24 protein-coding genes are annotated in these 22,987 nt (G+C 69.0%); 13 read left to right on the top strand and 11 right to left on the bottom strand.

What is annotated here, in order from left to right:
• The first annotated feature begins 64 nt into the window (after window positions 1–64).
• Entirely contained in the window at window positions 65–1,036 is a 972-nt protein-coding gene (locus tag SB816_RS15510) for a LysR substrate-binding domain-containing protein (RefSeq protein ID WP_064523640.1), read from the top strand.
• Between the two features lie 86 nt (window positions 1,037–1,122).
• Here the strand turns inward: SB816_RS15510 and SB816_RS15505 are convergent, their stop codons facing one another.
• Complete coding sequence (locus SB816_RS15505) at window positions 1,123–1,542, bottom strand: tautomerase family protein (protein ID WP_116793335.1); 420 nt, start codon at window positions 1,540–1,542, stop codon at window positions 1,123–1,125.
• Window positions 1,543–1,768: 226 nt separating this feature from the next.
• Here SB816_RS15505 and SB816_RS15500 point away from each other — a divergent pair, with 226 nt between their 5' ends.
• Complete coding sequence (locus SB816_RS15500) at window positions 1,769–2,236, top strand: winged helix-turn-helix transcriptional regulator (RefSeq protein WP_410547249.1); 468 nt, start codon at window positions 1,769–1,771, stop codon at window positions 2,234–2,236.
• A 96-nt stretch (window positions 2,237–2,332) separates the two neighbouring features.
• On the top strand, window positions 2,333–3,520 hold the full coding sequence (locus tag SB816_RS15495) for an NAD(P)/FAD-dependent oxidoreductase (RefSeq protein ID WP_054504082.1): 1,188 nt from the start codon (window positions 2,333–2,335) through the stop codon (window positions 3,518–3,520).
• Window positions 3,521–3,542: 22 nt separating this feature from the next.
• Here the strand turns inward: SB816_RS15495 and SB816_RS15490 are convergent, their stop codons facing one another.
• The 3 genes from SB816_RS15490 to SB816_RS15480 all read right to left on the bottom strand — a co-directional run bounded on the left by SB816_RS15490 (window position 3,543) and on the right by SB816_RS15480 (window position 6,548).
• On the bottom strand, window positions 3,543–4,556 hold the full coding sequence (locus SB816_RS15490) for a LysR family transcriptional regulator (protein ID WP_054504083.1): 1,014 nt from the start codon (window positions 4,554–4,556) through the stop codon (window positions 3,543–3,545).
• Window positions 4,557–4,576: 20 nt separating this feature from the next.
• On the bottom strand, window positions 4,577–5,377 hold the full coding sequence (gene hutG, locus SB816_RS15485; protein ID WP_410547248.1) for an N-formylglutamate deformylase: 801 nt from the start codon (window positions 5,375–5,377) through the stop codon (window positions 4,577–4,579).
• Window positions 5,378–5,618: 241 nt separating this feature from the next.
• Window positions 5,619–6,548 (bottom strand): LysR family transcriptional regulator, encoded by a 930-nt coding sequence (locus SB816_RS15480; protein WP_410547247.1) that lies wholly within the window; start codon window positions 6,546–6,548, stop codon window positions 5,619–5,621.
• 189 nt (window positions 6,549–6,737) lie between these two features.
• Here SB816_RS15480 and SB816_RS15475 point away from each other — a divergent pair, with 189 nt between their 5' ends.
• The gene (locus SB816_RS15475; protein WP_175188915.1) at window positions 6,738–7,925 is read left to right on the top strand and encodes an MFS transporter; all 1,188 of its coding nucleotides are present in this window, start codon (window positions 6,738–6,740) and stop codon (window positions 7,923–7,925) included.
• On the opposite strand, the gene SB816_RS15470 is transcribed toward SB816_RS15475, so the two are convergent.
• From SB816_RS15470 to SB816_RS15455, 4 genes are all read right to left on the bottom strand, one after another.
• Window positions 7,913–9,121 (bottom strand): MFS transporter, encoded by a 1,209-nt coding sequence (locus SB816_RS15470; RefSeq protein WP_410547246.1) that lies wholly within the window; start codon window positions 9,119–9,121, stop codon window positions 7,913–7,915. The two genes, SB816_RS15475 and SB816_RS15470, sit on opposite strands and share 13 nt — an antisense overlap.
• 86 nt (window positions 9,122–9,207) lie before the next feature.
• A complete protein-coding gene (locus tag SB816_RS15465) occupies window positions 9,208–9,789 on the bottom strand; it encodes a TetR/AcrR family transcriptional regulator (RefSeq protein WP_054504168.1) in 582 nt (193 codons plus the stop codon).
• Window positions 9,790–9,973: 184 nt separating this feature from the next.
• Window positions 9,974–10,354, bottom strand: coding sequence for a DUF4180 domain-containing protein (locus SB816_RS15460; RefSeq protein WP_054416029.1), 381 nt, complete (start codon window positions 10,352–10,354; stop codon window positions 9,974–9,976).
• Between the two features lie 132 nt (window positions 10,355–10,486).
• On the bottom strand, window positions 10,487–11,527 hold the full coding sequence (locus SB816_RS15455; RefSeq protein ID WP_144655100.1) for a LacI family DNA-binding transcriptional regulator: 1,041 nt from the start codon (window positions 11,525–11,527) through the stop codon (window positions 10,487–10,489).
• 140 nt (window positions 11,528–11,667) lie between these two features.
• On the opposite strand from SB816_RS15455, the gene SB816_RS15450 reads away from it, so the two are divergent.
• Together SB816_RS15450 and SB816_RS15445 are read left to right on the top strand one after the other, a co-directional pair.
• Window positions 11,668–13,008: an MFS transporter gene (locus tag SB816_RS15450; RefSeq protein ID WP_410547245.1), complete on the top strand. Its 1,341-nt coding sequence runs from the start codon at window positions 11,668–11,670 to the stop codon at window positions 13,006–13,008.
• Window positions 13,005–14,387 carry an amidase gene (locus SB816_RS15445; protein ID WP_410547244.1) on the top strand — a complete coding sequence of 461 codons (1,383 nt, stop codon included), beginning with the start codon at window positions 13,005–13,007 and terminating at the stop codon, window positions 14,385–14,387. The genes SB816_RS15450 and SB816_RS15445 overlap by 4 nt, the downstream gene beginning before the upstream one ends.
• Here the strand turns inward: SB816_RS15445 and SB816_RS15440 are convergent.
• A complete protein-coding gene (locus SB816_RS15440; protein ID WP_231132878.1) occupies window positions 14,384–15,778 on the bottom strand; it encodes a lysozyme inhibitor LprI family protein in 1,395 nt (464 codons plus the stop codon). The two genes, SB816_RS15445 and SB816_RS15440, sit on opposite strands and share 4 nt — an antisense overlap.
• A 182-nt stretch (window positions 15,779–15,960) precedes the next feature.
• Here SB816_RS15440 and SB816_RS15435 point away from each other — a divergent pair, with 182 nt between their 5' ends.
• Genes SB816_RS15435 through SB816_RS15425 form a run of 3 tightly spaced genes read left to right on the top strand, consistent with a single transcriptional unit; the run spans window position 15,961 to window position 17,907 of the window.
• Window positions 15,961–16,659 carry a MarC family NAAT transporter gene (locus tag SB816_RS15435; RefSeq protein ID WP_080977447.1) on the top strand — a complete coding sequence of 233 codons (699 nt, stop codon included), beginning with the start codon at window positions 15,961–15,963 and terminating at the stop codon, window positions 16,657–16,659.
• Window positions 16,643–17,707 (top strand): DUF4105 domain-containing protein, encoded by a 1,065-nt coding sequence (locus SB816_RS15430; protein WP_144655098.1) that lies wholly within the window; start codon window positions 16,643–16,645, stop codon window positions 17,705–17,707. The genes SB816_RS15435 and SB816_RS15430 overlap by 17 nt, the downstream gene beginning before the upstream one ends.
• Window positions 17,704–17,907 carry a hypothetical protein gene (locus tag SB816_RS15425; RefSeq protein ID WP_175143074.1) on the top strand — a complete coding sequence of 68 codons (204 nt, stop codon included), beginning with the start codon at window positions 17,704–17,706 and terminating at the stop codon, window positions 17,905–17,907. Before SB816_RS15430 ends, SB816_RS15425 begins: the two co-directional genes overlap by 4 nt.
• On the opposite strand, the gene SB816_RS15420 is transcribed toward SB816_RS15425, so the two are convergent.
• Window positions 17,895–18,596: a YoaK family protein gene (locus SB816_RS15420; RefSeq protein WP_047992824.1), complete on the bottom strand. Its 702-nt coding sequence runs from the start codon at window positions 18,594–18,596 to the stop codon at window positions 17,895–17,897. The two genes, SB816_RS15425 and SB816_RS15420, sit on opposite strands and share 13 nt — an antisense overlap.
• A gap of 123 nt (window positions 18,597–18,719) precedes the next feature.
• The gene (locus tag SB816_RS15415; protein ID WP_006386411.1) at window positions 18,720–19,484 is read right to left on the bottom strand and encodes a sulfite exporter TauE/SafE family protein; all 765 of its coding nucleotides are present in this window, start codon (window positions 19,482–19,484) and stop codon (window positions 18,720–18,722) included.
• A gap of 341 nt (window positions 19,485–19,825) precedes the next feature.
• On the opposite strand from SB816_RS15415, the gene SB816_RS15410 reads away from it, so the two are divergent.
• From SB816_RS15410 to SB816_RS15395, 4 genes are read left to right on the top strand one after another with little or no spacing between them, the layout of a single operon-like run.
• Complete coding sequence (locus SB816_RS15410) at window positions 19,826–20,815, top strand: methyltransferase (RefSeq protein ID WP_144655095.1); 990 nt, start codon at window positions 19,826–19,828, stop codon at window positions 20,813–20,815.
• Between the two features lie 31 nt (window positions 20,816–20,846).
• Entirely contained in the window at window positions 20,847–21,095 is a 249-nt protein-coding gene (locus tag SB816_RS15405; RefSeq protein WP_054504092.1) for an acyl carrier protein, read from the top strand.
• Between the two features lie 19 nt (window positions 21,096–21,114).
• Window positions 21,115–22,008 (top strand): diiron oxygenase, encoded by an 894-nt coding sequence (locus SB816_RS15400; RefSeq protein WP_167517617.1) that lies wholly within the window; start codon window positions 21,115–21,117, stop codon window positions 22,006–22,008.
• Between the two features lie 13 nt (window positions 22,009–22,021).
• On the top strand, window positions 22,022–22,978 hold the full coding sequence (locus SB816_RS15395) for an NAD(P)H-dependent flavin oxidoreductase (protein ID WP_144655093.1): 957 nt from the start codon (window positions 22,022–22,024) through the stop codon (window positions 22,976–22,978).
• Window positions 22,979–22,987 lie beyond the last annotated feature (9 nt).

The raw sequence follows: 22,987 nt of genomic DNA, 5'->3' as shown, positions 1-22,987 counted from the left end.
CACGCATCCGGCGCGCTGGCGATAGCGATAGTTATTCAATCATGGGTTGAGATAAACTCAACCCATGTCGACCCTGCCCACCCATATGCCGCCGCTGGCGGCGCTGCGCGCCTTCGAGGCCGTCGCCCGCCTGGGCAGCCTCAGCCGCGCCGCGGCCGAGCTCAATGTCACCAAGAGCGCCGTCAGCCACCAGTTGCGCGCGCTGGAGGCCGACCTGGGCGTGAGCCTGTTGCGCCGGGGCGGCACGGTGCGCCGCGCGGAAACCACCGAGGCCGGCGCCGCGTTGCTGGCTTCGGTACAACAGGCCTTGACCCTGCTGGAGACCGCCTGCCGCAATGCCCGGGCCAGCGCGCGCGGCAAACGGCGCTACAACCTGAACGTGTCGGCCAATCCGTCGCTGGCGGCGCTGTGGCTGGCGCCGCGTATCGGCCGCTTCATCGAATTGCACCCCGACATCGACATCCAGGTGTTCCTGCACGCCAGCCAGGACCCGGCCTGGAAGGCTCAGGACATCGACCTGGCGTTCCTGCACGTGCGCGCCCTGGGGCCGCACCTGGCCGCGCCCGGCGACATTCCGCTGATGACGGAAACCGTGGTGCCGGTGTGCAGCCCGGCGCTGGTCGCGCCTGACGAGCGCGACGATCCCGCCGTCTTCACGCGTCATCGCTGGCTCGAGGAAAAGCACATCGACAGCCCGGAGACCGACTGGCGCACCTGGCGCCCACGCCTGGGCCTGGCGGAAAGCGCCGGCCAGGATCCGCTGGTGCTGAGCGGCCTGAGCACGGTGGTGGCGGCGGCCGCGGCCGGCGTCGGGATCGCGCTGGGACGCGCGCCGCTGATCGACGAGGAACTGGCCAGCGGCCGGCTGGTGGCGCTGACGCCGGGCCTGCGCATGCCGGGCTCGTGGGGCTACGTGATGCGCATCCACGCCAATCGGCCGATGGACGCCTCGTTGCCGGCGTTGGTGGAATTCCTGGCAGAGGAAGGGCGCGGGGCCACGGTGGCGTGGCGTGACCCAGTCATCGCCGCGCGCTAGCGCGGCCGCGCCGACGCGCCGCAGCGGCGGAACCGCAAGGCATCCGAGCGCGGCAGGCTGCTGCGGTCACGCCGGGAGCGGCGCCGTCAGGCTGGCGCGGTCGGCCGGTTGTCGGCGCGCCATTGCTCGCTTTGCGGCGTGCCGGGCACGGGCGGACGCATGTCCTGGATGGTCCACAGGCCGAACGGCGTTTCATCGATATGGATTTCCCAGCGCAGCCCGCGGTCCGCGACATACGGGGCCAGCAGCCGGCCGACCGCAGCCAGGAACCGGCGCCGGGTCTCGTCCTCGTGGATCTGGCGGGCGATATGGTCGACCGAGATGCGCACGAAGTCGTCGGCGCGTTCGCCGCCGATGAAGAACGAGGACCTGGGCACGGGATGGAACACCAGCCCGACGTAGAACTTCGGCAGGTCGGTGTAGAGCGCAGTGATGCGCTCGGCGATGGCCTGCTTGTCTTCGTCGGAGAAGGCGTCCTGCGGGTGATAGATGTTCCAGAGCGGCATGGCGGGGGTTCCTTTCGGGGAAGGGGCAAAGGCCGTCCGGCAAGGGCGGCAGGGGAAAAGGGCTGTGTCGAGCAGTAGGTATAATTATTGACTTCAATTATTGAAGTTGTAAAGCAAAGGCCGCGGCAGGGACGCTTGAGCGTTGTCCGCGCGGCTGCGATACTGCGATGGCCGCGCTCCGGCGGCACGGCAAAGGGAATCCATGCGCTCCAAGAGTTTTGAAGGAATGGTCTGCTCCATCGCCACGGTGCTCGATGCCGTCGGCGACCGCTGGGCCATGCTGATCCTGCGCGATCTGGTGCTCGGCCTGCGGCGCTACGACGACCTGCGCCGTTCGACCGGCATCGCCAACGCGACGCTGGCCGACCGGCTCAGGCAGTTGGAACAGAACGGGCTGATCGAGCGCCGCCTGTACCAGAGCGGTCCCGACCGCCATGAATACCTGCCCACCGCCAAGGGCCGCGACATCGCGCTGGTGCTGCAGGCGCTGGCCCAGGTCGGCGACCAATGGCGGTCTGACGGCGGATCGCCGCTGCGCTTCATGAACGCGCAGACCGGCCGCCGCGTCGAACTGGGGCTGGTCGAGGAAGGCTCCGGCGCGCGCGTGCGCCACCAGGACCTGCGGGTGGAAGCCGGCCCCGGCGCGGACGACCTGATGCGCTGGCGGCTGTCGCAGAAGACGGAGCGCGCATGAAGCCGCGCTTTTATTCAATATTTGTCGCGCTGATGTAGAGGCCGCCGGCCGCCGCCGGCGTCACACTGCCGCCATTCTTCCCTGGGGAGCGTGGGCATGAAGCGTTATGACGTGATTGTGATCGGCGCGGGCGTGGTCGGCAGTTCGGTCGCCTTCCACCTGGCGGCCCTGGGCGCGAACAGCGTGTTGGTGCTGGACCGCGCCACCGTCGGCGCCGGCACCACGGCGCAGTCATCGGGCATCCTGCGCACCCATTATTCGGTGCGCGAAAACGTCGAGCTGGCGCGGCGCTCGTGGGGCGCCTTCACCGATTTCGCCGCCTATGTCGGCGACGAAGACGCGGCCAGCGGCCTGGTGCGCTGCGGCTACCTGATCGCGGCGGCCGACGACGACAAGCGCGCGCCGCTGGCCGAGGCGCTGGCGCAGCAGCAGGCGCAGGGCATTCCGGTGCAGCGGCTGGACGCGGCGCAGGCGCGCGATCTGCTTCCGATCGCCGATTTCCGCGACGCCGCGTTGATCGGCTTCGAGCCCGACGCCGGCTTCGCCGACGCCTATCTGGTCGCCACCAGCTTCGCCCGGGCGGCGCGCCGGCGTGGCGTCACGATCCGCGAGAACGTCGCCGTGCATGGCCTGTCGTGGCAAGGCGGGCGCGTGACCGGCGTGGCGACATCCGAGGGCGACTACGCCTGCGGCGTGGTCGTCAGCACCCAGAACATCTGGAGCGCCGAGCTGGCGGCGTGGACCGGCCTGGCGCTGCCGCTAGCGCCCGAGCGCCACGCGGTGCTGGCGCTGGAATGCGCGGCGGCGCCCTATGCCTATTCCATGCCGGTCTACAAGGACCTGGCTTCGCCCGGCATGCTGTACTGCCGCAGCTATGGCGGCAGCCAGATGCTGGTCAGCGAGGGCACGGCCGGTGAAACGCTGGCGTCCGGCCAGACCGAGCAGGGCGACATCCCGCTGGATTACGTGGCGGCGGTTGGCGAGCAGGTGGCGGCGCGCTTTCCGGCGTATGCCGAGGCCGGCCTGGCATCGTCCTGGACCGGCGTGTACGACGTGACGCCGGACTGGAACCCGGTGCTGGGCCGCATCGACGGCGTGGAGGGGCTGGTGGCGGGATTCGGGTTTTCCGGCCACGGCTTCAAGCTGTCGCCCGCGGTCGGCCGGGTGCTGGCGCAGGAAGCCCTGGGACTGGCGACGGATGTGCCGCTGGCGCCCTACGCGCTGGCGCGGTTCGCGCGCGGGGCGTTGCTGACCGGCAGGTACGGCCGGGGCGCGGTGTCGTGAGCGGCGTGGCGGTCCGGACAGGTCAGCGCCGCAGGCTGCGCCACAGCGAGGCCGGCGGCAGGCCGAGCGCCGGCGCGATGTCGTGCTGCATCAGGCGCTCGACCGCCACCAGGATCACGTTGCGGGCCTCTGCCGGCAGCTTGCCTGCCTCTTGCGGCCGCGCCGCCAGATAGAAGGCGCGCGCCAGGTCGGGGTCGTCGGCGCGGGCCTTGTCCAGCCAGGGCGCCAGCGGCAGCACCCGTAGCTGGTCGATGAAATGGCGTGATTGCCAGATGCACAGCGGCGTGCTGATGGCAAAGCCCAGGCCGGCGGTGACCAGGCTGAGCAGGGGATCGGTATTGTCGAATTCGAACGTGCGTTCAATGACGATGCCGCGCGCTTCCAGCAGGCGGTCGATGGCCGCGCCGATGTGCGAGCGCGCGCTGTAGCGGATGAACTGGCTGCGGCGTCCCAGTTGCGCCAGCGACGGCGCGCCCTCCCACGGCAGGGCGCGCGGCAGCACCAGCAGATAGGGCTCGCTGAACAGCCCGAGCTTGCGGATGGCGGTTGGCTCGGCGGCGGCGCTGGTGCTGATGACCAGGTCCAGCAGGCGTTCTTCCAGTTGCTTGTCCAGTACCGGTGTGATGCCCGACCAGAGCCGGATCTGGCGCGACGTGCCGGACAGCCCGTGGATCAGGGTGGGGCCGAGCGTGCCCGCGAACGAGTCGACGCAGCCGACGCGCACGATGTTGCGGCGCGCGCGGCTCAGGTTGCGCACGCTTTCAGTCATGTCGCCGGCCTGCGCCAGCAGTCGCGACGCGTGGTCGAACAGCAGGTCGCCCGCCGGCGTGGGGCGGGCCGGGCGCGTGCTGCGGTCGAGCAGGTCGGTGGACAGCGCGGCCTCAAGCTGCTTGATGCGCTGCGATACCGCGGCCTGCGACAAGCCCAGCAACTGCGCCGCGCCCGATACCGACGCCGCCTGCACCACCGCCACCCAGGTCAGCAGCAGGCTCCACTCCGGGTAGGGGTCGGCGTCGCGGTACGGCAGGCGCTGCATCGGCGCGGTCCGGTGGCGGGTCAGCGCTTGCGCGCCAGCGTCTGCGCCAGCGCGGCGCGCACCATGCCTTCCACGACCGGGATGACCTTGGCGGCGGCGTTGGCCCGGTAGCCATAGGGGTAGGACTCGTCCATGTAGGTCGACTGGCACATTTCCAGTTGCACCGCGTGGATGTCCTCGGCCGGCGAGCCATAGTGGCGGGTGATGTAGCCGCCCTTGAAACGGCCGTTGACGGCCGAGGTGTAGCCGCAGTCCGGCAGGCGCTCGGCGATGGCCTCGAGGATGTCGGGGGCGCAACTGGCGCCGTCCGCGGTGCCGAGGTTCAGGTCGGGCAGCTTGCCCTCGAACAGGCGCGGCAGCACGCTGGCGATGGAATGGGCTTCCCACAGCAGCACCGTGCCGTGTTCGGCGCGGATACGGTCGAGCTCTTCGCGCAGCTTGGCGTGATAGGGCTGCCAGTAGGTCTGCAGGCGGTGCTCGCGCTCGTCGTCGGTCAGGCTGGTGTCGTTCAGGTACAGCGGCTCGCCGCGGAAGGTATGGGTCGGGCACAGGCCGGTCTTGGTCTGGCCGGGGTACAGGCTTTCGTCGTCGGGCGAGCGATTCAGGTCGATCACGTACCGCGAATAGCGGGCGCCGAGCACGGACGCGCCCAGCGCGTCGGCGAACTGGTACAGCGTGTCCAGATGCCAGTCGGTGTCGCCGGACTGTTGGCCGGCGGCGGTCATGCGGGCGCGCTGGGCGTCGGGAAGCTGGCTGCCCAGGTGGGGAATGGAGATCAGCAGCGGGGCGGTGCCGCGGCTGAAGTGGTAGATGTCGCTCAAGAAAAACTCCGGGTGGCAAGGGCAAGGCACCGCGGGCTGGGCCGCGGATGGCGGGCGCCCTTGCGCCGGAGCGCTGTCCCGCGGAGACCGGACAGCACTCTAGACAGGACCACCCGCCAGAGGTTTTGCATCAGTTTAGTGGATATAGATGATCGGTATCGCTGATGCAAATGCGGGCGGCGCCGTGCGCATCCGGACGTTTGTTCCCGAAGCCCAATTGCCATGCCGGCACGCGCGGCGCTCACGCCGGCCAGGGCGCGCCGTGTTGCCAGCGCGCCACCATGCCGTCGATCAGCAACCGCACCTTGGGCGCCAGGTGGCGCCGGTGCGGATACACGGCGCAGACGGGCGCGCCCGGTGGCGCGTGGGACTCCAGCACGGCCACCAGGCGGCCTTGCCGCAGGTCGTCGCCCACCAGGAAGGCGCCAAGCTGGACGATGCCCGCGCCTGCCAATGCGGCATCGCGCAATGCCTCGGTGTTGCCCAGCCGCAGGCGGCCGGCGACTGCGACAGCGCGTTCCTGGCCAGAGCCGGCGTAGCGCCACGGGACTGGCGCGCCCATGTGGGTGAAGGCCAGGGTCTGGTGGCGCGCCAGGTCGTCGGGCGAGGCCGGCGCGCCGTGGCGCGCCAGGTAGTCCGGGGCGGCGCAGGTGATGAGCCGGTGCGGCGCCAGCACGCGACGCACCAGCCGGCTGTCGACCTCGCCGCCGATGCGGATGGCGACGTCGATGCCGTCGCGCACCAGGTCGGTGTAGTCGTCGGTGAAGCTGATGTCGGCCTCGACCTCGGGCCATTGCCGCAAGTAGTCGGCCACCAGCGGCAGGATGTGCAACCGGCCCAGGGCCACCGGCAGGTCGATGCGCAAGCGGCCGCGCGGCGTTTCCTGGCGGCTGGCCATGGCGCCGGTGGCGTTGTCGACCTCGGCCACGATGCGCTGCGCGTGTTCGTAGAACAGCCGGCCTTCGTCGCTGAGGCTGACGCTGCGGGTACTGCGATGCAGCAGTCGTGCGCCCAGGCCCTGTTCGAGCCGCGCGATGCATTTGCCGATGGCCGAGCGCGACAGCCCCAGGCGTTCCGAGGCCAGCGTGAAGCTCTGCGCGTCGGCGACGCGGATGAAGGCGATCACATCGCCGAGGTGGTCGATGCCGGTGACAGGGGCGGATGGCGTCATGGAACGGCTCCAGGGCAGGGCGGCGATGTCACGGCGTATTGGCGACGATTCGTCCCTTTTGTTTCTTTGAAAGCCTACTTTATCAGCGAAATGGAAACAGTAGACTGGCCGGGTCAGCGCCGTCGGACGGCCTGGCGCGAGCGCCCGCCCGGCGTTCTTTTCCTGTTCCTGTTTGGCGAGAGGCTTTCCATGACCCGCGGTATTTCCCTGAACCCGGCCGCCGCGCGCGGCGAATCGTCCCGCGGCGCCTGGGCAGGCGTGCTGGCGGCCGGCATCGCGACGTTCTGCGTCGTCACCACGGAGATGCTGCCGGTGGGGCTGCTGGTGCCGATCGCCGCCAGCCTGGACGTGTCGGTGGGCCGCGTGGGCTGGCTGATGGTGGCGCCCGGCCTGCTGGCCGCGCTGTGCGCGCCGCTGGTGGTGGTCGGCGCGCGCGGCATCGACCGGCGCCGGATCCTGTGCGGCCTGCTGCTGTTGCTGGCCCTTGCCAACCTGGGCAGCGCGCTGGCGCCGGGCCTGGCCGGATTCCTGGCCGCGCGCGTCCTGGTCGGCCTCTGCATTGGCGGCATCTGGGCGGTGGCCGGCGGCCTGGCGGGCCGGCTGGTTCCCGCCGGGTCCGTCGGCATGGCCACCGCGGTCATCTTCGGTGGCGTGGCGGTGGCGTCGGTGCTGGGCGTGCCGCTGGGCGCGTTGATCGGCAATCTGGCGGGCTGGCGCAGCGCCTTCGGCGCGATGGCGGCGCTGAGCGCGGCGGCGCTGCTGTTCGCCGCGCTGGCGTTGCCGCCGCTGCCGGTGGCGCAGTCGGTCACGGCGCGCCAATTGGTGGATCAACTGCGCAATCCAGGCCTGCGGCGCGGGCTGTTCATCACCCTGTTCCTGGTGGCGGGGCATTTCATGGCCTACACCTTCGTGCGTCCCGTGCTGCAGACGATGGCGGGGTTCGCGGCGGACTGGATCGGCCCGCTGCTGTTCGCCTACGGCGTGGCCGGCATCGCCGGCAACTTCGTGGCGGGCGGCGCGGCGGCGCGGCATCCGCGCGCGACGCTGCTGGCGATCACGCTAGGCCTGCTGGCGACCCTGGCGCTGCTGCCCTGGCTGGGCGACCTGCGCGGCGCCGCCGCGGCCTTGCTGCTGCTGTGGGGGCTGTCGTACGGCGGCGTCTCGGTCGCCTTGCAGACCTGGGTGATGCAGGCCGCGCGCGGCGCGGTCGAGGCGGCGACGTCGCTGTTCGTCGGCGTGTTCAACCTGGCCATCGCGCTGGGCGCGCTGGCGGGCGGGGCCAGCGTCGATCACTGGGGTTTGCCCGCCACGCTGCTCGCGGCCGCCGCCTGCATGCTGGCGGCGTTGGCGGCGGTGGCCGGACGCTACCGCCGGTGACCGGGACGGAAGCCGTGATCGCGCGCACGCCATGCGGCCAGCAGCGCGATCGCGGCCAGCGCGGCGACGGTCCAGGCGAAGGAGCCGGCGCCGGCCGTGTCCAGCAGGGCGCCGCCGAGCATGCCGCCGCAGGCGATGCCGAGGTTGAAGATCGTGACCAGCATCGACTGCGCCACGTCGGAATGCTCGCCGGCGGCATCGGCGAGGGCGGTCTGCAACAGCGTCGGCGCGCCGCCGAAACTCAAGCCCCACAACGCCACGCCGGTCAACAGCACCGCCGGGTTGCCGCCGGCCAGGCCCAGCGCGCAGGCGGTCAGCGCGAACAGCGCCAGCGAAAGCAGCGTCAGCAGGCGCAGGCGCCGGTCCACCAGCATGCCGGTCAGCCACAGGCCGGCGACCGCGCTGGCGCCGAACACCAGCAGCGCCAGGTCGACCGAGGCTGGTTTGCCCAGGTGGATCAGGTACGGTGCGATGTAGGTATAGAGCACGTTGTGCGCCAGGATCCAGGTGAACAGCACGAACAGGATCGGGCGGATGCCCGGCAGCAGGAAGGTGCGCGCGATCGGTTGACGCTGGCGCGTGGCCTGGCCGGCGAAGTCGGGCACGGCCGCGCGCACCCAGAGCAGCAGCGTCAGCGACACGGCGGCCATCAGCCAGAACACGCCGCGCCAGTCCATCAGGCCGCCGAGCCAGGCGCCGGCGGGCACGCCGATGCACAGGGCCAGCGGCTGCCCCGCGCCCACCACCGCCAGGGCGCGGCCCTGTTGGCGCGAGGCCACCACGCGGCGCGCATAGCCGGCCAACAGGCCCCACAGCAGCCCGGCCGCCATGCCGCCGGCAAAGCGCGCCGCCAACGTCAGCGCGTAATGGGTCGACAGCGCCGTGACCACGTTGAACGCGGACAGGCCGGCAATCGCCAGCAACAGCAACGGTCGGCGGTTCCAGCCGCGGGTGGCGGCGATGATGGGGATCGCCGCCAGCACCGAGCCGGCCGCGAACAGGGTGACCAATTGCCCGGCCAGCGCCTCGGAGACGCCCAGGCCCTGGCCGATCTGCGGCAGCAGGCCGGCGGGCACGGTCTCGGTCATGATGGTGATGAAACCCGCCAGCGCCAGGGCCAGCAGCTTGCCCAGCGGCAAACCGTCGGCGTCATCCTGGGGGCAGGCGCCGGCGGGCAGGGGTGGGGTGAAACTCATTCGGAAACTCCGGTTGCGGTTGAAATGGAACGATCGTTCCAGAAAAGACCAAAAAAAACCGGCGGCACGGAAATGCCGCGGTATGCCTAGAGCGCGCCCAGCGCCACCGAGACCACGTCGCCCAGCCATTGGCGGCGTTCGCGCGCATTGCTGCCCTTGGCCACCACGCGCAGGCCCTGGATGGTGGTGACGATGAAGCGGGCCAGCGCGCGCGGCGACTTGCCGCTGTCGATCTCGCCGTTGGCCTGGCCTTCGGCCAGGATCTTCTCCAGCGCCTTTTCCAGGCGCTGGAAGTTACGCCGCACCAGTTCGGCCACCACGTCATCCTGACCCGCCATTTCCAGCGAGGCGTTGGCCACCAGGCAGCCGCGCCGGCTGGCCTCGCGCAGTTCGTCGTCGGCGATGAAGTCGAGCAGCCGGCCGATGCGCTCGCGCGCATTGCCGGGGCGGGCGAGCAGGTCGAGGTTGGCGGCCGTCAGTTCGTGATAGCGCCGCAGCGCGGCTTCGTACAGGCCCTGCTTGCTGCCGAAGGCGTTGTAGAGACTGCCGCGTCCCAGCCCGGTGCCGTCCACCAGGTCCTGCACGGAGGTCGCGGCGTAGCCGCGCCGCCAGAACACCTGCATGGCGGCGTCGGCGACGTCGTCGGGTTCGAAATCCTTGGTACGCATGGCGTGGTTTTTGGAATGATCGTTCAAATAACGATACGGTCCGCAGCGGTGCTGCGTCAAGCAAGACAGTTCGCGCCGAAGGGGCTTTGCGCATTGGGCCGGGCTTGGCGCTTTCCCTGACCTTCCGTTTTTTCCATGCGGGTAATAACCATTGGCCGCGCCAGACAGCCGGCCTATGACCCGCTCAGCCCTGGCTTGCCGTCAGCCGCGCCGTCAACGCCGCCATGTCATCCAGCATCCAGAACACGCGGCCGCGGTTGGTCTCGTAGGCGAAATCGCGCAGCGACTTGCTGTCCGCCAGATAAGCCGAGATATCGCCCACCACCGCGCAATGCAGGCGGTAGTTGACGAACTTCTGGATCAGCTCGCCGGCGATGCGCGTTTCCAGGCGGAAAAAATCGGGATGCACGCGCGCGGCGGGCAGCGCCAGCCATTCGGCCTCGTGTTCCCAGGCGGCGCTGATCAGGTCGTTGGTGTCCTGGCCGGTGGCCAGGGCGGGGCCGGTCGCGTCGAATTGCAGGACGCGCTTGCCGCCGATATCGACGAGCGTGGAAGAATTGATCATGGCGTGGATGGCAGTATCGGCATGTGTTGTCTTGGGGCGAACATGATATCCCTGGCGCCCACGAAGACCGCCAGCCACGGTCGCCCGGGCCGAACCGCGGCCACGGTCGGGGCCTCGGCCCGCAGGCACGGTTCAGCCCGGTATCGGCCGATCGCTGCTGCCGCGCACCACCAGCGACGGCGCCAGCCGCACGCTGCGCGGGGCGCCGCCGTCGATCTTCTGCAGCAGCAGTTCCAGCCCCAGCCGCCCCATCTCGTGCATGGGTGAATGGATGGTGGTCAGGCCGATGGGCAGGGCGCCCGCCAGCGGCGTGTCGTTGTAGCCCACCACGGCCACGTCGCGGCCGGCCTCCAGGCCATGCTCGCGCGCCGCGCCCATCACCCCCACCGCCAGGAAATCGTTGACCGCGAAGATGGCGGTGGGGCGGTCGGGACCGGCCAGCAGGCGGGCGCCGACCAGGCGGCCGGCGTCGGTATCGAACGGGCTTTCGATGCGCCATTGGGCGGGCACCTGAACCCCGTGCCGCGCGCAGGCCGCGAAAAAGCCCGCCGAGCGGTCGCGGCCCGTGCTGGTGAAGGGTTCGCCCACCATCACCGCGATGCGCCGATGGCCCATCGCCAACAGATGCTCCGCCGCCAGCCGTCCGCCTTCGAGATCATCGCAGGTCACGGCGCAATGGTCATCGGCGTGGCGGCTGACCAGCACGAACGGCACGTCGCGTTGCGCCAGGTCGGCCAGCAGCGGATTGGGCGCCGCGCCCTCGTGGCTGTGGGCGTCGCCCAGGATCAGGCCGTCCACGCGCCGCGCCAGCGCCATGTCGATCAGCTTGCGCTGCTTGTCGGGCGCGTCCTGGGTGTTGGAAACGAAGGTCAGGTAGCCGTGTTCGGCGGCGGCTTCGTCGATGCCTTCGTAGATGGTGGCCAGCACCATGTCCGACAGTCTCGGCACCAGCACGCCGATGGTGCGGCTGCGGCGCGTCTTGAGGCTGGCCGCGTGCGGATTGGTCTGATATTGCAACTCGGCGGCGAGCGCCCGGACCCGTTTGACCGTGTCGGGCGCGGCGGCCGCGCGCGCGTCATCCTCGGAACCGTTGAGGACGCGGGAGACGGTCGACACGTTCAGACCGAGCTGCCGCGCCAGGCTTTGCAGCGTGACAGGGCGGGATTTGTTCATGGGGCTGGAGGATACACGCACGAATACCGTCTCAGGGTCTTTGGCGGCAACCTAGGGTTTACACGGTGTCGATTTTTGTTTTCCGACCCCTTAGCATTGCGCAACCCAAACGTTTGGGTAAATCGACTGGATGGATCGCAATGACGCTTGAATCCCGGAACTCGCGGTTCCGTTACCGAATCTTCACCATGGTCGTGCTGCTGGCACTGATCAACTACATCGACCGCGGCGCCATGTCCTATGCCGCCGCCCATATCACCGGCGAATATGGCCTGGATCGTGGCGACTGGGGCGCCGTGCTGGGCTACTTCGGTTACGGCTACATGGTCGGCGCGCTGTTTGGCGGCATGCTGGCCGACCGTTTCGGCCCGCGCAAGGTCTGGATCGTGGCCGGCGTGACCTGGTCGATCTTCGAGATCGCCACCGCCTGGGCCGGCGACTTCGGCCTGGCCTTCCTGGGCGGCTCGGCGCTGGCGGGTTTCGCCACCATCCGCATCCTGTTCGGCGCGGCCGAAGGCCCGGCGTACTCCATCATCAACAAGACCATCGCCAACTGGGCCACCCCGCGCGAACGCGGCTTCGTGGTCGGCTTCGGCCTGCTCAGCACGCCGCTGGGCGCGCTGCTGACGGCGCCGGTGGCGGTGGGCCTGCTGAGCCTGACCGGTAGCTGGCGCGCCATGTTCTACATCCTGGGCGCGGCCGGCCTGATCGTGCTGGTGCTGTTCATGCGCATCTTCACCGACCGCCCCGACACCAACCCGCGCGTGTCCCCGGCCGAACTGCGCGAGATCCAGGCGGCGCGCGCCGAGCAGGCGGCGGCCGGGCAGGGCGGCGACGCGCCGGCGCTGCCGTGGTGGAGCTTCTTTCGCAGCAAGACCCTGCTGCTGAACACGCTGGGCTATTTTTCGTTCAACTACGTCAACTTCCTGCTGCTGACCTGGACCCCCAAGTACCTGCAGGACACCTTCGGCTACAGCTTGTCCTCGCTCTGGTACATGGGCATGATTCCCTGGACCGGCGCCTGCGTCACCGTGCTGCTGGGCGGCCGCATTTCGGACATGCTGGCCAGGCGCACCGGCAACCTGAAGATCGCCCGTAGCTGGTTCGCCGCCGGCTGCCTGCTGGCCACCACGCTGTGCTTCCTGATGGTGTCGCAGGCGCACTCGGTGTTCGCCGTGATCGCGCTGATGACGCTGGCCAATGCCCTGAACGCCATGCCGAATTCGGTCTATTGGGCCGTGGTGATCGACACCGCCCCGGCCAGCCGCGTCGGCACCTTCAGCGGCCTGATGCACTTTTTCGCCAATATCGCTTCGATCCTGGCGCCGACGCTCACCGGCTATCTGGCGGCGCGCCATGGTTATTCCGTGATGTTCGTGGCCGCCTCCGTCGCCACCGCCGTCGGCATGATTGCCATGCTGCAGGTGCGTCCGGGCGTCGGCCCGCGCCTGCCCGCCAATTACCAGGGAGCCACCCGATGAATCCGCAATCGAACCCCATTCCGGCGCTGGCCGTCGAACCCGGCTTTTTCGCGGGCCGCACCGTCGCCGAGCTGCAGGACGCCCTGCGCCAGGGCGCGCTTGACGCCGAAGCGCTGGTGCGCCACGCGGCGGCCGCCATCGAGCGCCTGAACCCGCAACTGAACGCCTTCGTGCATGTGGACGTCGATGCCGCCCTGGCCGCCGCCCGCGCGCTGGACGCCGAGCGGGCCCGTGGCCAGGTGCGCGGGCCGCTGCATGGTATCCCGGTCGCCATCAAGGACAACGTCGACACCGGCGACATGCCCACCACCATGGGCGCGGCGCATTTCCTGGGGCACCGGCCGGCCGCCGATGCCGAGTGCGTGGCCTTGCTGCGCGCGGCCGGCGCCATCGTCATCGGCAAGACGCTCACGCACGAATTCGCCTACGGTCCCACCGGCGACCGCAGCGTCCAGGGCGCGGCGCGCAATCCGTGGCGCACCACCCAGATCACCGGCGGTTCCAGCGCGGGGAGCGGCGCCGCGGTGGCCGCCGGCATGGTGCCGCTGGCGCTGGGCACCGACACCGGCGGCTCGGTGCGGGTGCCCGCCGCGCTGTGCGGCGTGGTCGGTTTCAAGCCGACCCACGGCCGCGTGTCGGCGCGCGGCGTGTTCCCGCTGGCGCCCTGCATCGAGGATGTCGGTGTGCTGGCCAACAGCGTCGAGGACGCGCAGGCGTTCATGCAGGCGGTGTCCGGCGGCGCCATCGGCGCTTATGCCGACGCGGCCGATCCCGGCCTGGCCGCGCCGCGCATGATGTGGGTGCCGAACGCGCCGTTCGCGATCGACGAGGCGGCCGTCACGGCGCGCGTCCGCGCCGCCGCCGAAGGCTTTGGCGGCGAGCTGGTGGATGGCGCCGAGGTCACGCGCCACGCCCGCGCGCTGCAGGCGGCGCTGGGCGCCATCCAGCGTTCGGAAGCCTACGCGGTGCATGCCGAGCGGGTGGAGGACGAGCCCGGCAAGTTCGACCCCGAAGTGCTGGAGCGCCTGCGCGCCTCGCGTCCGGTGCAGGGCTGGGAATACGTCCGTGCGCGCAATACGCGCGAGCAGTTGCGGGGCGTGTTCGCGGACCTGTTCGAGCGGGTCGACGTGCTGGCGTTGCCGGCGGTGGCGATCACCGCGCCGGCGCTGCAACAGCGCAGCGTGGCCGGCCCGGGCAGCGCCGCCGTGCGCGAGACGCTGCTGGGCTTGACCAATCCTTGGAACCTGCTGGGTCTGCCGGCCATCGCCTTGCCGGCCGGCTTCGTCGACGGCCTGCCGGTGGCGCTGCAACTGGTGGCCGCCGAAGGCGCCGACGCGCGCCTGCTGGCGCTGGCGGCGCGGCACTGGCGCCGGCCCTAGACGCCGTTGTCGCCCTGCACCGGGCCGATCGACGTCTCGATATCGACCGCGCGGCGTTTGCCGCGCAGGTCGAACGCGTCCTGCTTGCCGGCGGGATCCGGATCACGAATCCAGAGCTGCGCGGACAGGCCGCCTTTGGCGCTGTAATCGCCGAACCAGTCCACCACCCGGCCAATGTAGCAGCGCGGGCCGACCTGCACCGTCAGGTCGCCGACCGTCTCGTAGCTGTAATGCCCGGGTCCGTAGCCGTTGTAGGCCTCGCGCTCGTCCCGGCGCGTGCCGGCCGGCACCGGGCACAGCGGCTGGCTGCCGGGCGCGTCGCCCTTGGCCGGCCCCGGCGGCAGGCCGGCCAGCGCCCGGGTCAATGCCGCGTGCAGCGCTTCGTCCAGCGTCCTGGCCGCGCCCGTGTCCTGCCGCGTCTGCTGCCGTGGCACCGACAGGTCGTAGCGGTAGCGGACGGTCAGCGTCGGCACATCGCCCACGAGGTGCAGCGGCCGCAATAGATACAAGCGGTCTTCTCCGTAGCTGCCGACCCGGTAGGTGGCATAGACCCGGCCGCGCAGCCGGATCCAGTCGCCCGACTGATTGGCGCCGCGGCCGTTGATCGTGTAAAGCGAGCCGCCGGCGTCCGGCGCGCCGTTGGCATCGGCGGGAACGAAGCGCGCGCCGTTGCGACGCAACGCGCCGATGGCGGAGAACAGGCCGGTGCCGCCGATGTAGGTATCGACCACGAGGTCGCGCTGGCCGTCGCCGTCCAGGTCCAGCAGGGTATAGGAGACGTTGCCGCCTTCGGCGTCGCTATCGGTGTCCAGGCCCGACGCCAGCACGGCGCGCCATTCGTCCTCTGTCACGCCCGGCGGCCGCTGGTCGGGCAGGCGGGCCTGGCCGTCGCCATCCGCGGCGCGCACATTGGCGAACGTGGTCGATTCGGCCCGCGTCGACAACGCCGCCAGCACGGATTCCAGCGGCATCTCCGGGTCCTTCCGGGCGGCAGCGGCCACCGCCTGGCGCAGGTCCTCCAACGCCAGTTTGTCGGTGGCGTCGGGTTGGTAGCCCTGGGCGCGCCGCAGTTGGCCCTGCAATTCGGCCAGCCGGGTCTCGTAGCGCTGGCGCAGGCAGTCGCCATCGGCGCCGCACAGGTCGCGCTGCTTCAGCCAGCCGCGCTGGGTCTGGCGCAAGGCATCGGCCTGTTGCGGCCGGGCCGCGCGCAGCTTGCCGTAGACCGCGCCCAGCTCGGCGTCGAGCCGGTGCAGTGCGGCGTCGGCGCACAGCGCTTTTTCGGTGGGCGTGCGCGCCTGGCCGCAATCCATGCCGGCTGCCGCGGACGCAGCGAAGGGAGTGAGCGCGAGCAGCAGGGCGACGGGCAGCGCGCGCAAACGGAGGAGGGGCACGGAAAACTCCTGTCAGTGACGGGCCGCAGGCGGCCAAGGGCGCATCGTACCGGAGCGCGGGCCCGGGTAATTACGGGAGATTTCCTTTGCTTACATTACACTGTGCGGTGTAGCGTGGTTGATGCCCCTTGCGGCACGGCGCCGCGCAGCCGTTTCGACCCGCCGTTTTTTCCTCCGCCGCGATGATTGATGATCTGGTTCAACTGGGCAAGCTGGTCAGCCTGGGCCTGGCGCTGATGCTGCCGCTGGCCAACCCCTTGACCTCCATGACCATGCTGCTGTCTCTCGGGCAGCACATTCCCTACAAAGAACGCGAACGCCAGATCCGGCAGGCCGCCTGTTATGTCGTGGGCATCATGCTGGTGACGTACTACGCCGGCGCCTGGATCATGGCCACGTTCGGCATCTCGATCCCGGGGCTGCGCATCGCCGGCGGGCTGATCGTGGTCAGCATCGGCTTCACCATGCTGTTTCCGGCGGCGGCCAGCGCCGCCAGCGACGAGCGCGAGGCTGACGTGGCCGCCGATGTCGCGATCCATCGCCAGGTGCCCAACATTGCTTTCGTGCCCTTGGCGCTGCCGGGCACGGCGGGCCCGGGCACCATCGCCATGATCATCAGCGCCGCCTCGACGGTCGGCAGCCAGGCCGCCAGCGAGTATCCCGCCTGGACCATCGCCGTCACGCCGATCATCGTCTTTTCGCTGCTGGGCCTGTTGTTCTGGATCTGCCTGCGTTCGGCCGGCCGCATTGTCGCCCTGATCGGCAACGGCGGGGTCGAGGCCATCTCGCGCATCATGGGGTTCCTGCTGGTGTGCATGGGCGTGCAGTTCGTCATCAATGGCGTGCTGGAAATCGTGAGTCAACATGGCGCCGGTGCCTGACCGCGAACGCGCCGGCTGGGCCTGGCGCTGCCTGCGCTTGCTGGGGCGCCTGGCGCTCAGCCTGCTGATGCTGTTCTCGATGGCATGGGCCTGCCTGGCGTTCTGGTATCAGGGGCCGGGGGCCGTCTGGGCCAGGGCGGTGCTGATGCTGGCCTGGGTCGCGCTGGGGCTGTATGCGCTGCTGCGCCTGTGGCATGGCGTTGGCCGTCTGCGGCGCCGGCCGGCGCTGTGGGCCTACCTGTTGGCAGTGATCGCGCTGGCGGCCTGGTGGCAGGGCATCGCGCCCTCTAATGACCGGGTCTGGGCCGACGACGTGGCCCGCACCCTGCGCGGCAGTGTCGCGGGCAGCATCGTCACGCTGGACAATGTGCGCGACTTCAAGTGGCGTTCGGACAGCGACTACACGCAGCGCTGGGAAACCCGGGTCTACGACCTGAACGACCTGCGCTCGGTGGACATGGTGCTGTCGTACTGGGACGGTCCGGCCATCGCCCACACCCTGGTCTCGTTCGGTTTCGCCGATGGCCGCCATGTGGTGTTCTCGGTCGAGATCCGCAAGGAACGCGGCGAACAGTTCTCCGAACTGGGCGGCTTCTTCAAGAAATTCGAACTGAGCGTGGTGGCCGCCGACGAGCGTGACGTGCTCTACGTGCGCGCCGGCCCGCGCGCGGAGAATGTCTACATCTACCCGGTGCAGATGCCGGTCGATGCCATGCGCGAACTGTTCCTGTCGTACGTGCGCACTGCCAACGAGCTGGCCGACACGCCGCGCTTCTACCATACGGTCACCGCCAACTGCACCACGCTGGTCTATCGCATGGTGCGGGCCATCGTGCCCGGGCTGCCGCTGGACTACCGCATCCTGTTGTCGGGCTACCTGCCCGAATATCTCTATGAGCAGGGCGGACTCGATACCCGACAGCCCCTGCAGACGCTGCGTGAACGCGGCTTTGTCGGCATTCCGCCGATCCTGGGCGAAGACTCGATCGGTTTCTCGCGGTCGATCCGGCGCCACCTGCGCGCCGAACCGGCGGGAGGCACGCCATGATCTCGCTGCGCGCCGTATTGTGGCTCCTGTCGGCGGGCGTGCTGGTGTTCCTGCTGATGCGCACGCCCGGCGTGCGGCTCTATGACGCCATTGCCCGCCGCCTGCGCGGCCGGCGGGCCGGCCAGGCGCCGCGCGATCCGCGCCCGCAGGGCAAGGGCGCCCAGGCCCGGCGCGCCAGCCAGGCGCGTCAGCCGGGGTAGGGCCGCGCCAGCGCCTGTCCCGCCAGCGACACCAGCGGCGGCAGCACGAACGCCCACAATCCGATCGACACGTGCAATAGCGCCGCCGCGCCGCAACCGATCGCGAACGCCAGCACAGCCCGTCCCATGCGCCCCATGCGGCGCTTGACCGCTTCGTCGGCCTGGCCGCGCGCGGCGTCCGCCAGGTCCAGCATGATCTGCGTGGTGGTGCCAGTCATCAGCGTCGAGGGCGGCGCCGCGCCCAGGTGGACGCGGTGCACCGCGTTCTGGATCGACATCGCCAGCACCAGCGTCATGCCGGTGGCGAACAACCCCCAGCTATCACCCATCGGAAACGGCCCCAGCGCCAGGGCCAGCGCGGCCGCCACGCACAGCAGCAGCGTCTTGGCGGTGAGCAGCCGCATGAACGCCGGCTTGCCCGCGTCGCGTCGCGCCTGGCCATACAGGCGCGCCAGGAACACGCCCAGGCAAAACATCGGCAGGGCCGCCAGCTTGGTCCAGGCGCCCGAGGCGCCGTTGCCGAGCGCGTAGCCGATGGTGACGAAGTTGCCCGTCACGTGCGCGGAAAACAGGCCGTGCAGCGCGATGAACCCCAGGGTGTCGACGTAGCCCGCGTTCAGGCTCAGCAGCAGCGGCAGGCGTTCGCCAGCGGGGGCGGCAGGGGGAGCGGCGGTGGCGGGCGCGGGCATCGGTGTTCCATCCGGGTGACGGCAGAGTGCCTACCGTTGTATCGCAGTTGCGGCGTTCACGCACGCAGGACGATGTTCCGATGACGCCGGTGATGCGCTCGGCCCGGCGATGGCGCGGGGCGTTCAGAACCAGTACTTCGCCGCATAGATCACGGTCATGGCGGCGCCCGTGACGATCACGAACGCCCGGATGGCCGAAGCCGGCAGGACGCGTATCAAGTGGCCGCCCAGGTAGCCGCCCGCCAGCGCGCCGGCCAGCATGCATAGCGTGGCCGGCCAATGCACCGAACCCTGCACGATGAAGATGACGATTGCCGCGGCGGTGACAAACGTGGCCAGCAGGTTTTTCAGCGATTTGATGGCGCGCAGGTTTCCGGGATCCGTGATGGAAATCACCGCGGTCAGGATCACGCCCAGCCCGGCGCCGAAAAAACCGCCATACACGGAGGCCAGCGCGATCGGCAGCACGCCGCGCGCGGGGCCGTCCTGCGCCTGGCCGCCGCGTCGGCGCGCGCTCCAGGCCTGCACCTGGGGCGCAAAGGCGAACAGCAGGGTGGCGAACGCGATCAGGGCCGGCACGGGCAGGATGAAATAGGCGGGGGGAATGGCAAGCAGGATGAATGCGCCCAGCGCGCCGCCCGCGGTGGTGGCGATGGATAACAGCCAGAAGCGCCGATCGGGAGCGGGCAGATTTTCACGATCCGCCAGCGCCGCGAGGATATGGCCGGGTGAGATGGCGACCGCGCTGGAGGCATTGGCGATGACGGGCGGCAGGCCCGCCGCCACCATCGCGGGAAAGGTAATCAATGTGGCGCCGCCCGCCAGCGCATTGATGACGCCGCCCAGCGTGCCCGCGCCGGCCAGCAGTGCCGCGATGGTCCACTCCATGCCCACACCTCTTCGTTAAACAATGTTTATGGTCCATATAATGGACCCAAAATATCGGGTGAAATTTATTATTGCCTATTTTCTGCGTGGGTATAGAATGCTCGAAAATTAAACAATAAATAATGGTCCAATATATGGACCATATTGAAACTCCGGCGACGCCTTTTAGCCGCCCCCGCAAGATCGCTGTCACTCCCCAGGATGGCGCATGCGGCCGGATCTGCATCGGCTTTGCGTGTATCCCGTCCTGATCGCTGGTTTCCAACTCCGTCCCCGGAGTTGTTGCGTGTTCACCTGTCTGGCCCTGCGGGCCATCACCGTTGAATCAGGAGGGAATCTCGATGGATGTGAGCTTCATGGCGTTTTCCCGGTTGGCATTCGGGCATTGGGAGGGGCAACCCTTGTATGCCCTGGCCGATCTGGGGATTGCCCAGCGTTTGACCGAACCCCGTACCTGCGCCGAGCTGGCTCGGGAAATCGGTTGCGAATCCGAGCCGCTGGAACGCTTGCTGGACTGCGCGGTCGCGCAAAAGCTGCTGGCATGCGACGGCGAGCGCTACGCCAATACCGATCTCAGTGCGCGTTTCCTCACCGAGGACAGCCCCGAATCCCTGTTGTGCTGGCTGCGCGTCATGGCGCGCTGGAAACAGCCCTGGACGCAACTGGCCGAGGCGGTGCGGCGAGGCGAGGCGGTGGACAACCAATCCAAGTGGCTGGGCGAGGACCCCCAGTTCATGCGCGATTTCATCCTCGGCATGCACCAGTTCGCGTCCCGTTCCGGCCCCGCGTTCGCGCAGGCCCTGCAAGACGTGCCCATTCGCCATCTGGTGGATGTGGGCGGGGGCGCGGGCACGTATTCGATTGCCTTGTGCGCGGCGCGGCCCGATGTAACCGCGCAGGTTCTGGATCTGGCGCCGGTTGTCGAGATCACGCGCGAAACCGTGCGCGCAGCCGGCCTGGCGGACCGCGTGAGCGCCAAGGTGGCCGATTATCGGCAGGACGGCTTTGGCGAGGCGGCCGACGCGCTGCTTTTTTCGAACGTGCTGCATCAGGAGAGCGCGCAGGTGTGCCGATCGATGCTGGACCGCGCAAGGCAGGCATTGCGCCCGGGCGGAACCTTGCTGGTGCAAGGCTACTTCCTTGCCGAGGACCGGCGCGCGCCGTTGTTCACCACCTTGCACAACCTGTCCGCGCTGGCGCTATGGGACGGCGGGCGCAGTTGGACGGTGGGCGACATGCAGGCGCGGATCGCGGGTGCGGGGTTTGAGCGCCAGGCCGTGCTGCGCCAGGAGAGCAGCGGGTTCTGCCTGCTGTCGGCCGTCAAGGTCTGACGCGTTATCCACCTATTGAACCGGAGTCCCTATGTCCACACAGACCGTCACCGATACCGAAGCCGAAGTGATCGCCTGGCTGAAGGAAAACCGCAATGCGCAGGTCGAAGGCATCAAGGAGAAGAACCTGATCGAAGAGCGCATCCTGGACAGCATGCAGTTCCTGGATTTCATCATGTTCCTGGGCGAACTGGTCGGGCGTGATGTCTCGACCGCCATCACCGTCGACGACCTGCGCACGGTGGATGCCATCGTCAACTTCGTCCAGGCACAGCGCTAGGCCGAGCGAGGAGCGCACCATGACATTCGACTACTCAAGAATCGAACGCCTGAAGACGCTATCCAAGGGGCGTTCGCATGATCCCTACGAGCGTTTCGAGTGGCCCGCCCGTATCCCGGATGACCAGCCCTGGTGCAGCAATGACTTGCTCACCACCTATGGAACGCCCTTGCAGGAGCAATTGGACGCCGCGCAGCAGATACGGCTCAGCAAGTGGGAGGCGGTCAATTTCTTCAGCCTGAACGTGCATGGCATCAAAGGGGTGCTGGGCTTTGTCAGCCGCTGCATCTATGAAGAGCGCTATGCCGATGTCTCCGAATACCTGCATGTCTTCATGGGCGAAGAGAATTTCCATATGTGGTATTTCGCCAAGGCCTGCCTGGATTATGCGGGAAAGATATATCCATCCATTCAGTTGCAGGGCGATGCGCAGGCCGCCACGCCAGAGTTGGACGACTTGTACATGTTCGCCAGCACGCTGATCTTCGAGGAGTTTGTCGACTACTACAACCATAAGGTCGGCACCACGGACGGCATCACCGAGATCCTCAAGCAGATCAACTACCAGCACCATGTCGATGAGTCCCGCCACGTGTCCTTCGGCCGGGAAATGGTGCCGCGCCTGTATCGGCTGGCCTTGGAGCGCAGCGGCGATCCCGACGCGACGCGGGCGGAGGTGGCGCGCACGGTAACGAGTATGTTCCGGTACTTCATCAGCCTGATGTACAACCCCGCCGTCTATGACGATGCCAAGGTCTACGAGCCGCTGGGGTTTCGCAACGGCAACGCCATGCGCAACGCGCTGCGGTCGCATCCGGCGCGCAAGGCCATCCACGAGCAATGGTTCAAGCGTAGCGCCGCCTACTTCACCAAACAGGGGCTGGTGACGGACTTGAATCTGGCTGCGCTATAGGCGGAGGTTCACCATGGCGCGGATTGCCAGCAGTCCCGAGGTGGAGGCGTTTTTTGGCGCGTGCTTGCCTGTCCTGCAGGCCGGCATGGGCGGCGTGGCGCAGCCGGAACTGGCGGCCGCCGTGTGCGAGGCGGGCGCGTTCGGCATGATAGGCCTGTATCGCCACACGCTCGACGAGATCGGCGCGTTGCTTGCGCGCACGGCCCAACTGACCCGCGCGCGCTTCGGCGTGAATCTGGTGCCCTTCGTACTGGACGCGGACGCGTTGCTGGAGCGGCTCGCCTTTCTGGCGGACCGTCCGGAGCGGCCGGTCGTGACCTTCTTCGGCCTGCCGGATGCCCCCGTGCTGCGGGCCTTGCCGGCCGGCATGGAATATGGCGTGCAAGGCGGGACCTGGGACGAGCTGGAAGCGGGGTTCGATGCCGGCGCGCGCTTTGGCGTGTTGCAGACGACGGAGGCGGGCGGCCATCACCTGGGCTCGACCGCGCGCGGACAGGCGCTGGACCAGGCCGGCCGTCATGGCGTCGACAGGCGCATGGTGTTTCTAAGCGGCGGCATCAGCAACGCGGCGGAGTTGCGCCAGGTGGTGCAGGCCGGATTTTCCGGCGCGCTGTGCGGCACCGTATTCGCGGCCACCCGGGAGTCCGCCGCGCACGAGCGCTACAAGCAGGCGATCGTGAACGCCACACCCGGCGATACCGTGGTCACCGACCGCTTCAGCATCGGCTGGCACACCCATCGCCACCGGGTTATCCGCAATGCCAGTTGCGAGCAATCGCTGCCGGCCAGTGTCATCGGTTCCGCGCATTACTTTGGCAAGCGTTATCCCATCCTGCGTTACAGCGTTGCGGTACCCACCGTGCACACCGAGGGTTTGATCGAGGAAATGGCGTTGTATTGCGGCACGTCCTGCAAGGACACGCATTCCATCCGAACCGTCCGCCAGGTGCTGGCTGACCTGACGGCGTAAGGCCGGGTC

It is taken from the genome of Achromobacter sp. SIMBA_011 (genome assembly GCF_046535435.1).
Classification (GTDB): Bacteria; Pseudomonadota; Gammaproteobacteria; order Burkholderiales; family Burkholderiaceae_B; genus Achromobacter; species Achromobacter dolens.
This window is presented reverse-complemented; position numbering and strand designations above follow the sequence as displayed.

Coding starts and splice junctions, on each gene's coding strand:
- SB816_RS15510 (WP_064523640.1), top strand. CDS start 65: ATGTCGACCCTGCCCACCCATATGCCGCCGCTGGCGGCGCTGCGCGCC.
- SB816_RS15505 (WP_116793335.1), bottom strand. CDS start 1,542: ATGCCGCTCTGGAACATCTATCACCCGCAGGACGCCTTCTCCGACGAA.
- SB816_RS15500 (WP_410547249.1), top strand. CDS start 1,769: ATGGTCTGCTCCATCGCCACGGTGCTCGATGCCGTCGGCGACCGCTGG.
- SB816_RS15495 (WP_054504082.1), top strand. CDS start 2,333: ATGAAGCGTTATGACGTGATTGTGATCGGCGCGGGCGTGGTCGGCAGT.
- SB816_RS15490 (WP_054504083.1), bottom strand. CDS start 4,556: ATGCAGCGCCTGCCGTACCGCGACGCCGACCCCTACCCGGAGTGGAGC.
- SB816_RS15480 (WP_410547247.1), bottom strand. CDS start 6,548: ATGACGCCATCCGCCCCTGTCACCGGCATCGACCACCTCGGCGATGTG.
- SB816_RS15475 (WP_175188915.1), top strand. CDS start 6,738: ATGACCCGCGGTATTTCCCTGAACCCGGCCGCCGCGCGCGGCGAATCG.
- SB816_RS15470 (WP_410547246.1), bottom strand. CDS start 9,121: ATGAGTTTCACCCCACCCCTGCCCGCCGGCGCCTGCCCCCAGGATGAC.
- SB816_RS15465 (WP_054504168.1), bottom strand. CDS start 9,789: ATGCGTACCAAGGATTTCGAACCCGACGACGTCGCCGACGCCGCCATG.
- SB816_RS15460 (WP_054416029.1), bottom strand. CDS start 10,354: ATGATCAATTCTTCCACGCTCGTCGATATCGGCGGCAAGCGCGTCCTG.
- SB816_RS15455 (WP_144655100.1), bottom strand. CDS start 11,527: ATGAACAAATCCCGCCCTGTCACGCTGCAAAGCCTGGCGCGGCAGCTC.
- SB816_RS15450 (WP_410547245.1), top strand. CDS start 11,668: ATGACGCTTGAATCCCGGAACTCGCGGTTCCGTTACCGAATCTTCACC.
- SB816_RS15445 (WP_410547244.1), top strand. CDS start 13,005: ATGAATCCGCAATCGAACCCCATTCCGGCGCTGGCCGTCGAACCCGGC.
- SB816_RS15435 (WP_080977447.1), top strand. CDS start 15,961: ATGATTGATGATCTGGTTCAACTGGGCAAGCTGGTCAGCCTGGGCCTG.
- SB816_RS15430 (WP_144655098.1), top strand. CDS start 16,643: ATGGCGCCGGTGCCTGACCGCGAACGCGCCGGCTGGGCCTGGCGCTGC.
- SB816_RS15425 (WP_175143074.1), top strand. CDS start 17,704: ATGATCTCGCTGCGCGCCGTATTGTGGCTCCTGTCGGCGGGCGTGCTG.
- SB816_RS15420 (WP_047992824.1), bottom strand. CDS start 18,596: ATGCCCGCGCCCGCCACCGCCGCTCCCCCTGCCGCCCCCGCTGGCGAA.
- SB816_RS15415 (WP_006386411.1), bottom strand. CDS start 19,484: ATGGAGTGGACCATCGCGGCACTGCTGGCCGGCGCGGGCACGCTGGGC.
- SB816_RS15410 (WP_144655095.1), top strand. CDS start 19,826: ATGGATGTGAGCTTCATGGCGTTTTCCCGGTTGGCATTCGGGCATTGG.
- SB816_RS15405 (WP_054504092.1), top strand. CDS start 20,847: ATGTCCACACAGACCGTCACCGATACCGAAGCCGAAGTGATCGCCTGG.
- SB816_RS15400 (WP_167517617.1), top strand. CDS start 21,115: ATGACATTCGACTACTCAAGAATCGAACGCCTGAAGACGCTATCCAAG.
- SB816_RS15395 (WP_144655093.1), top strand. CDS start 22,022: ATGGCGCGGATTGCCAGCAGTCCCGAGGTGGAGGCGTTTTTTGGCGCG.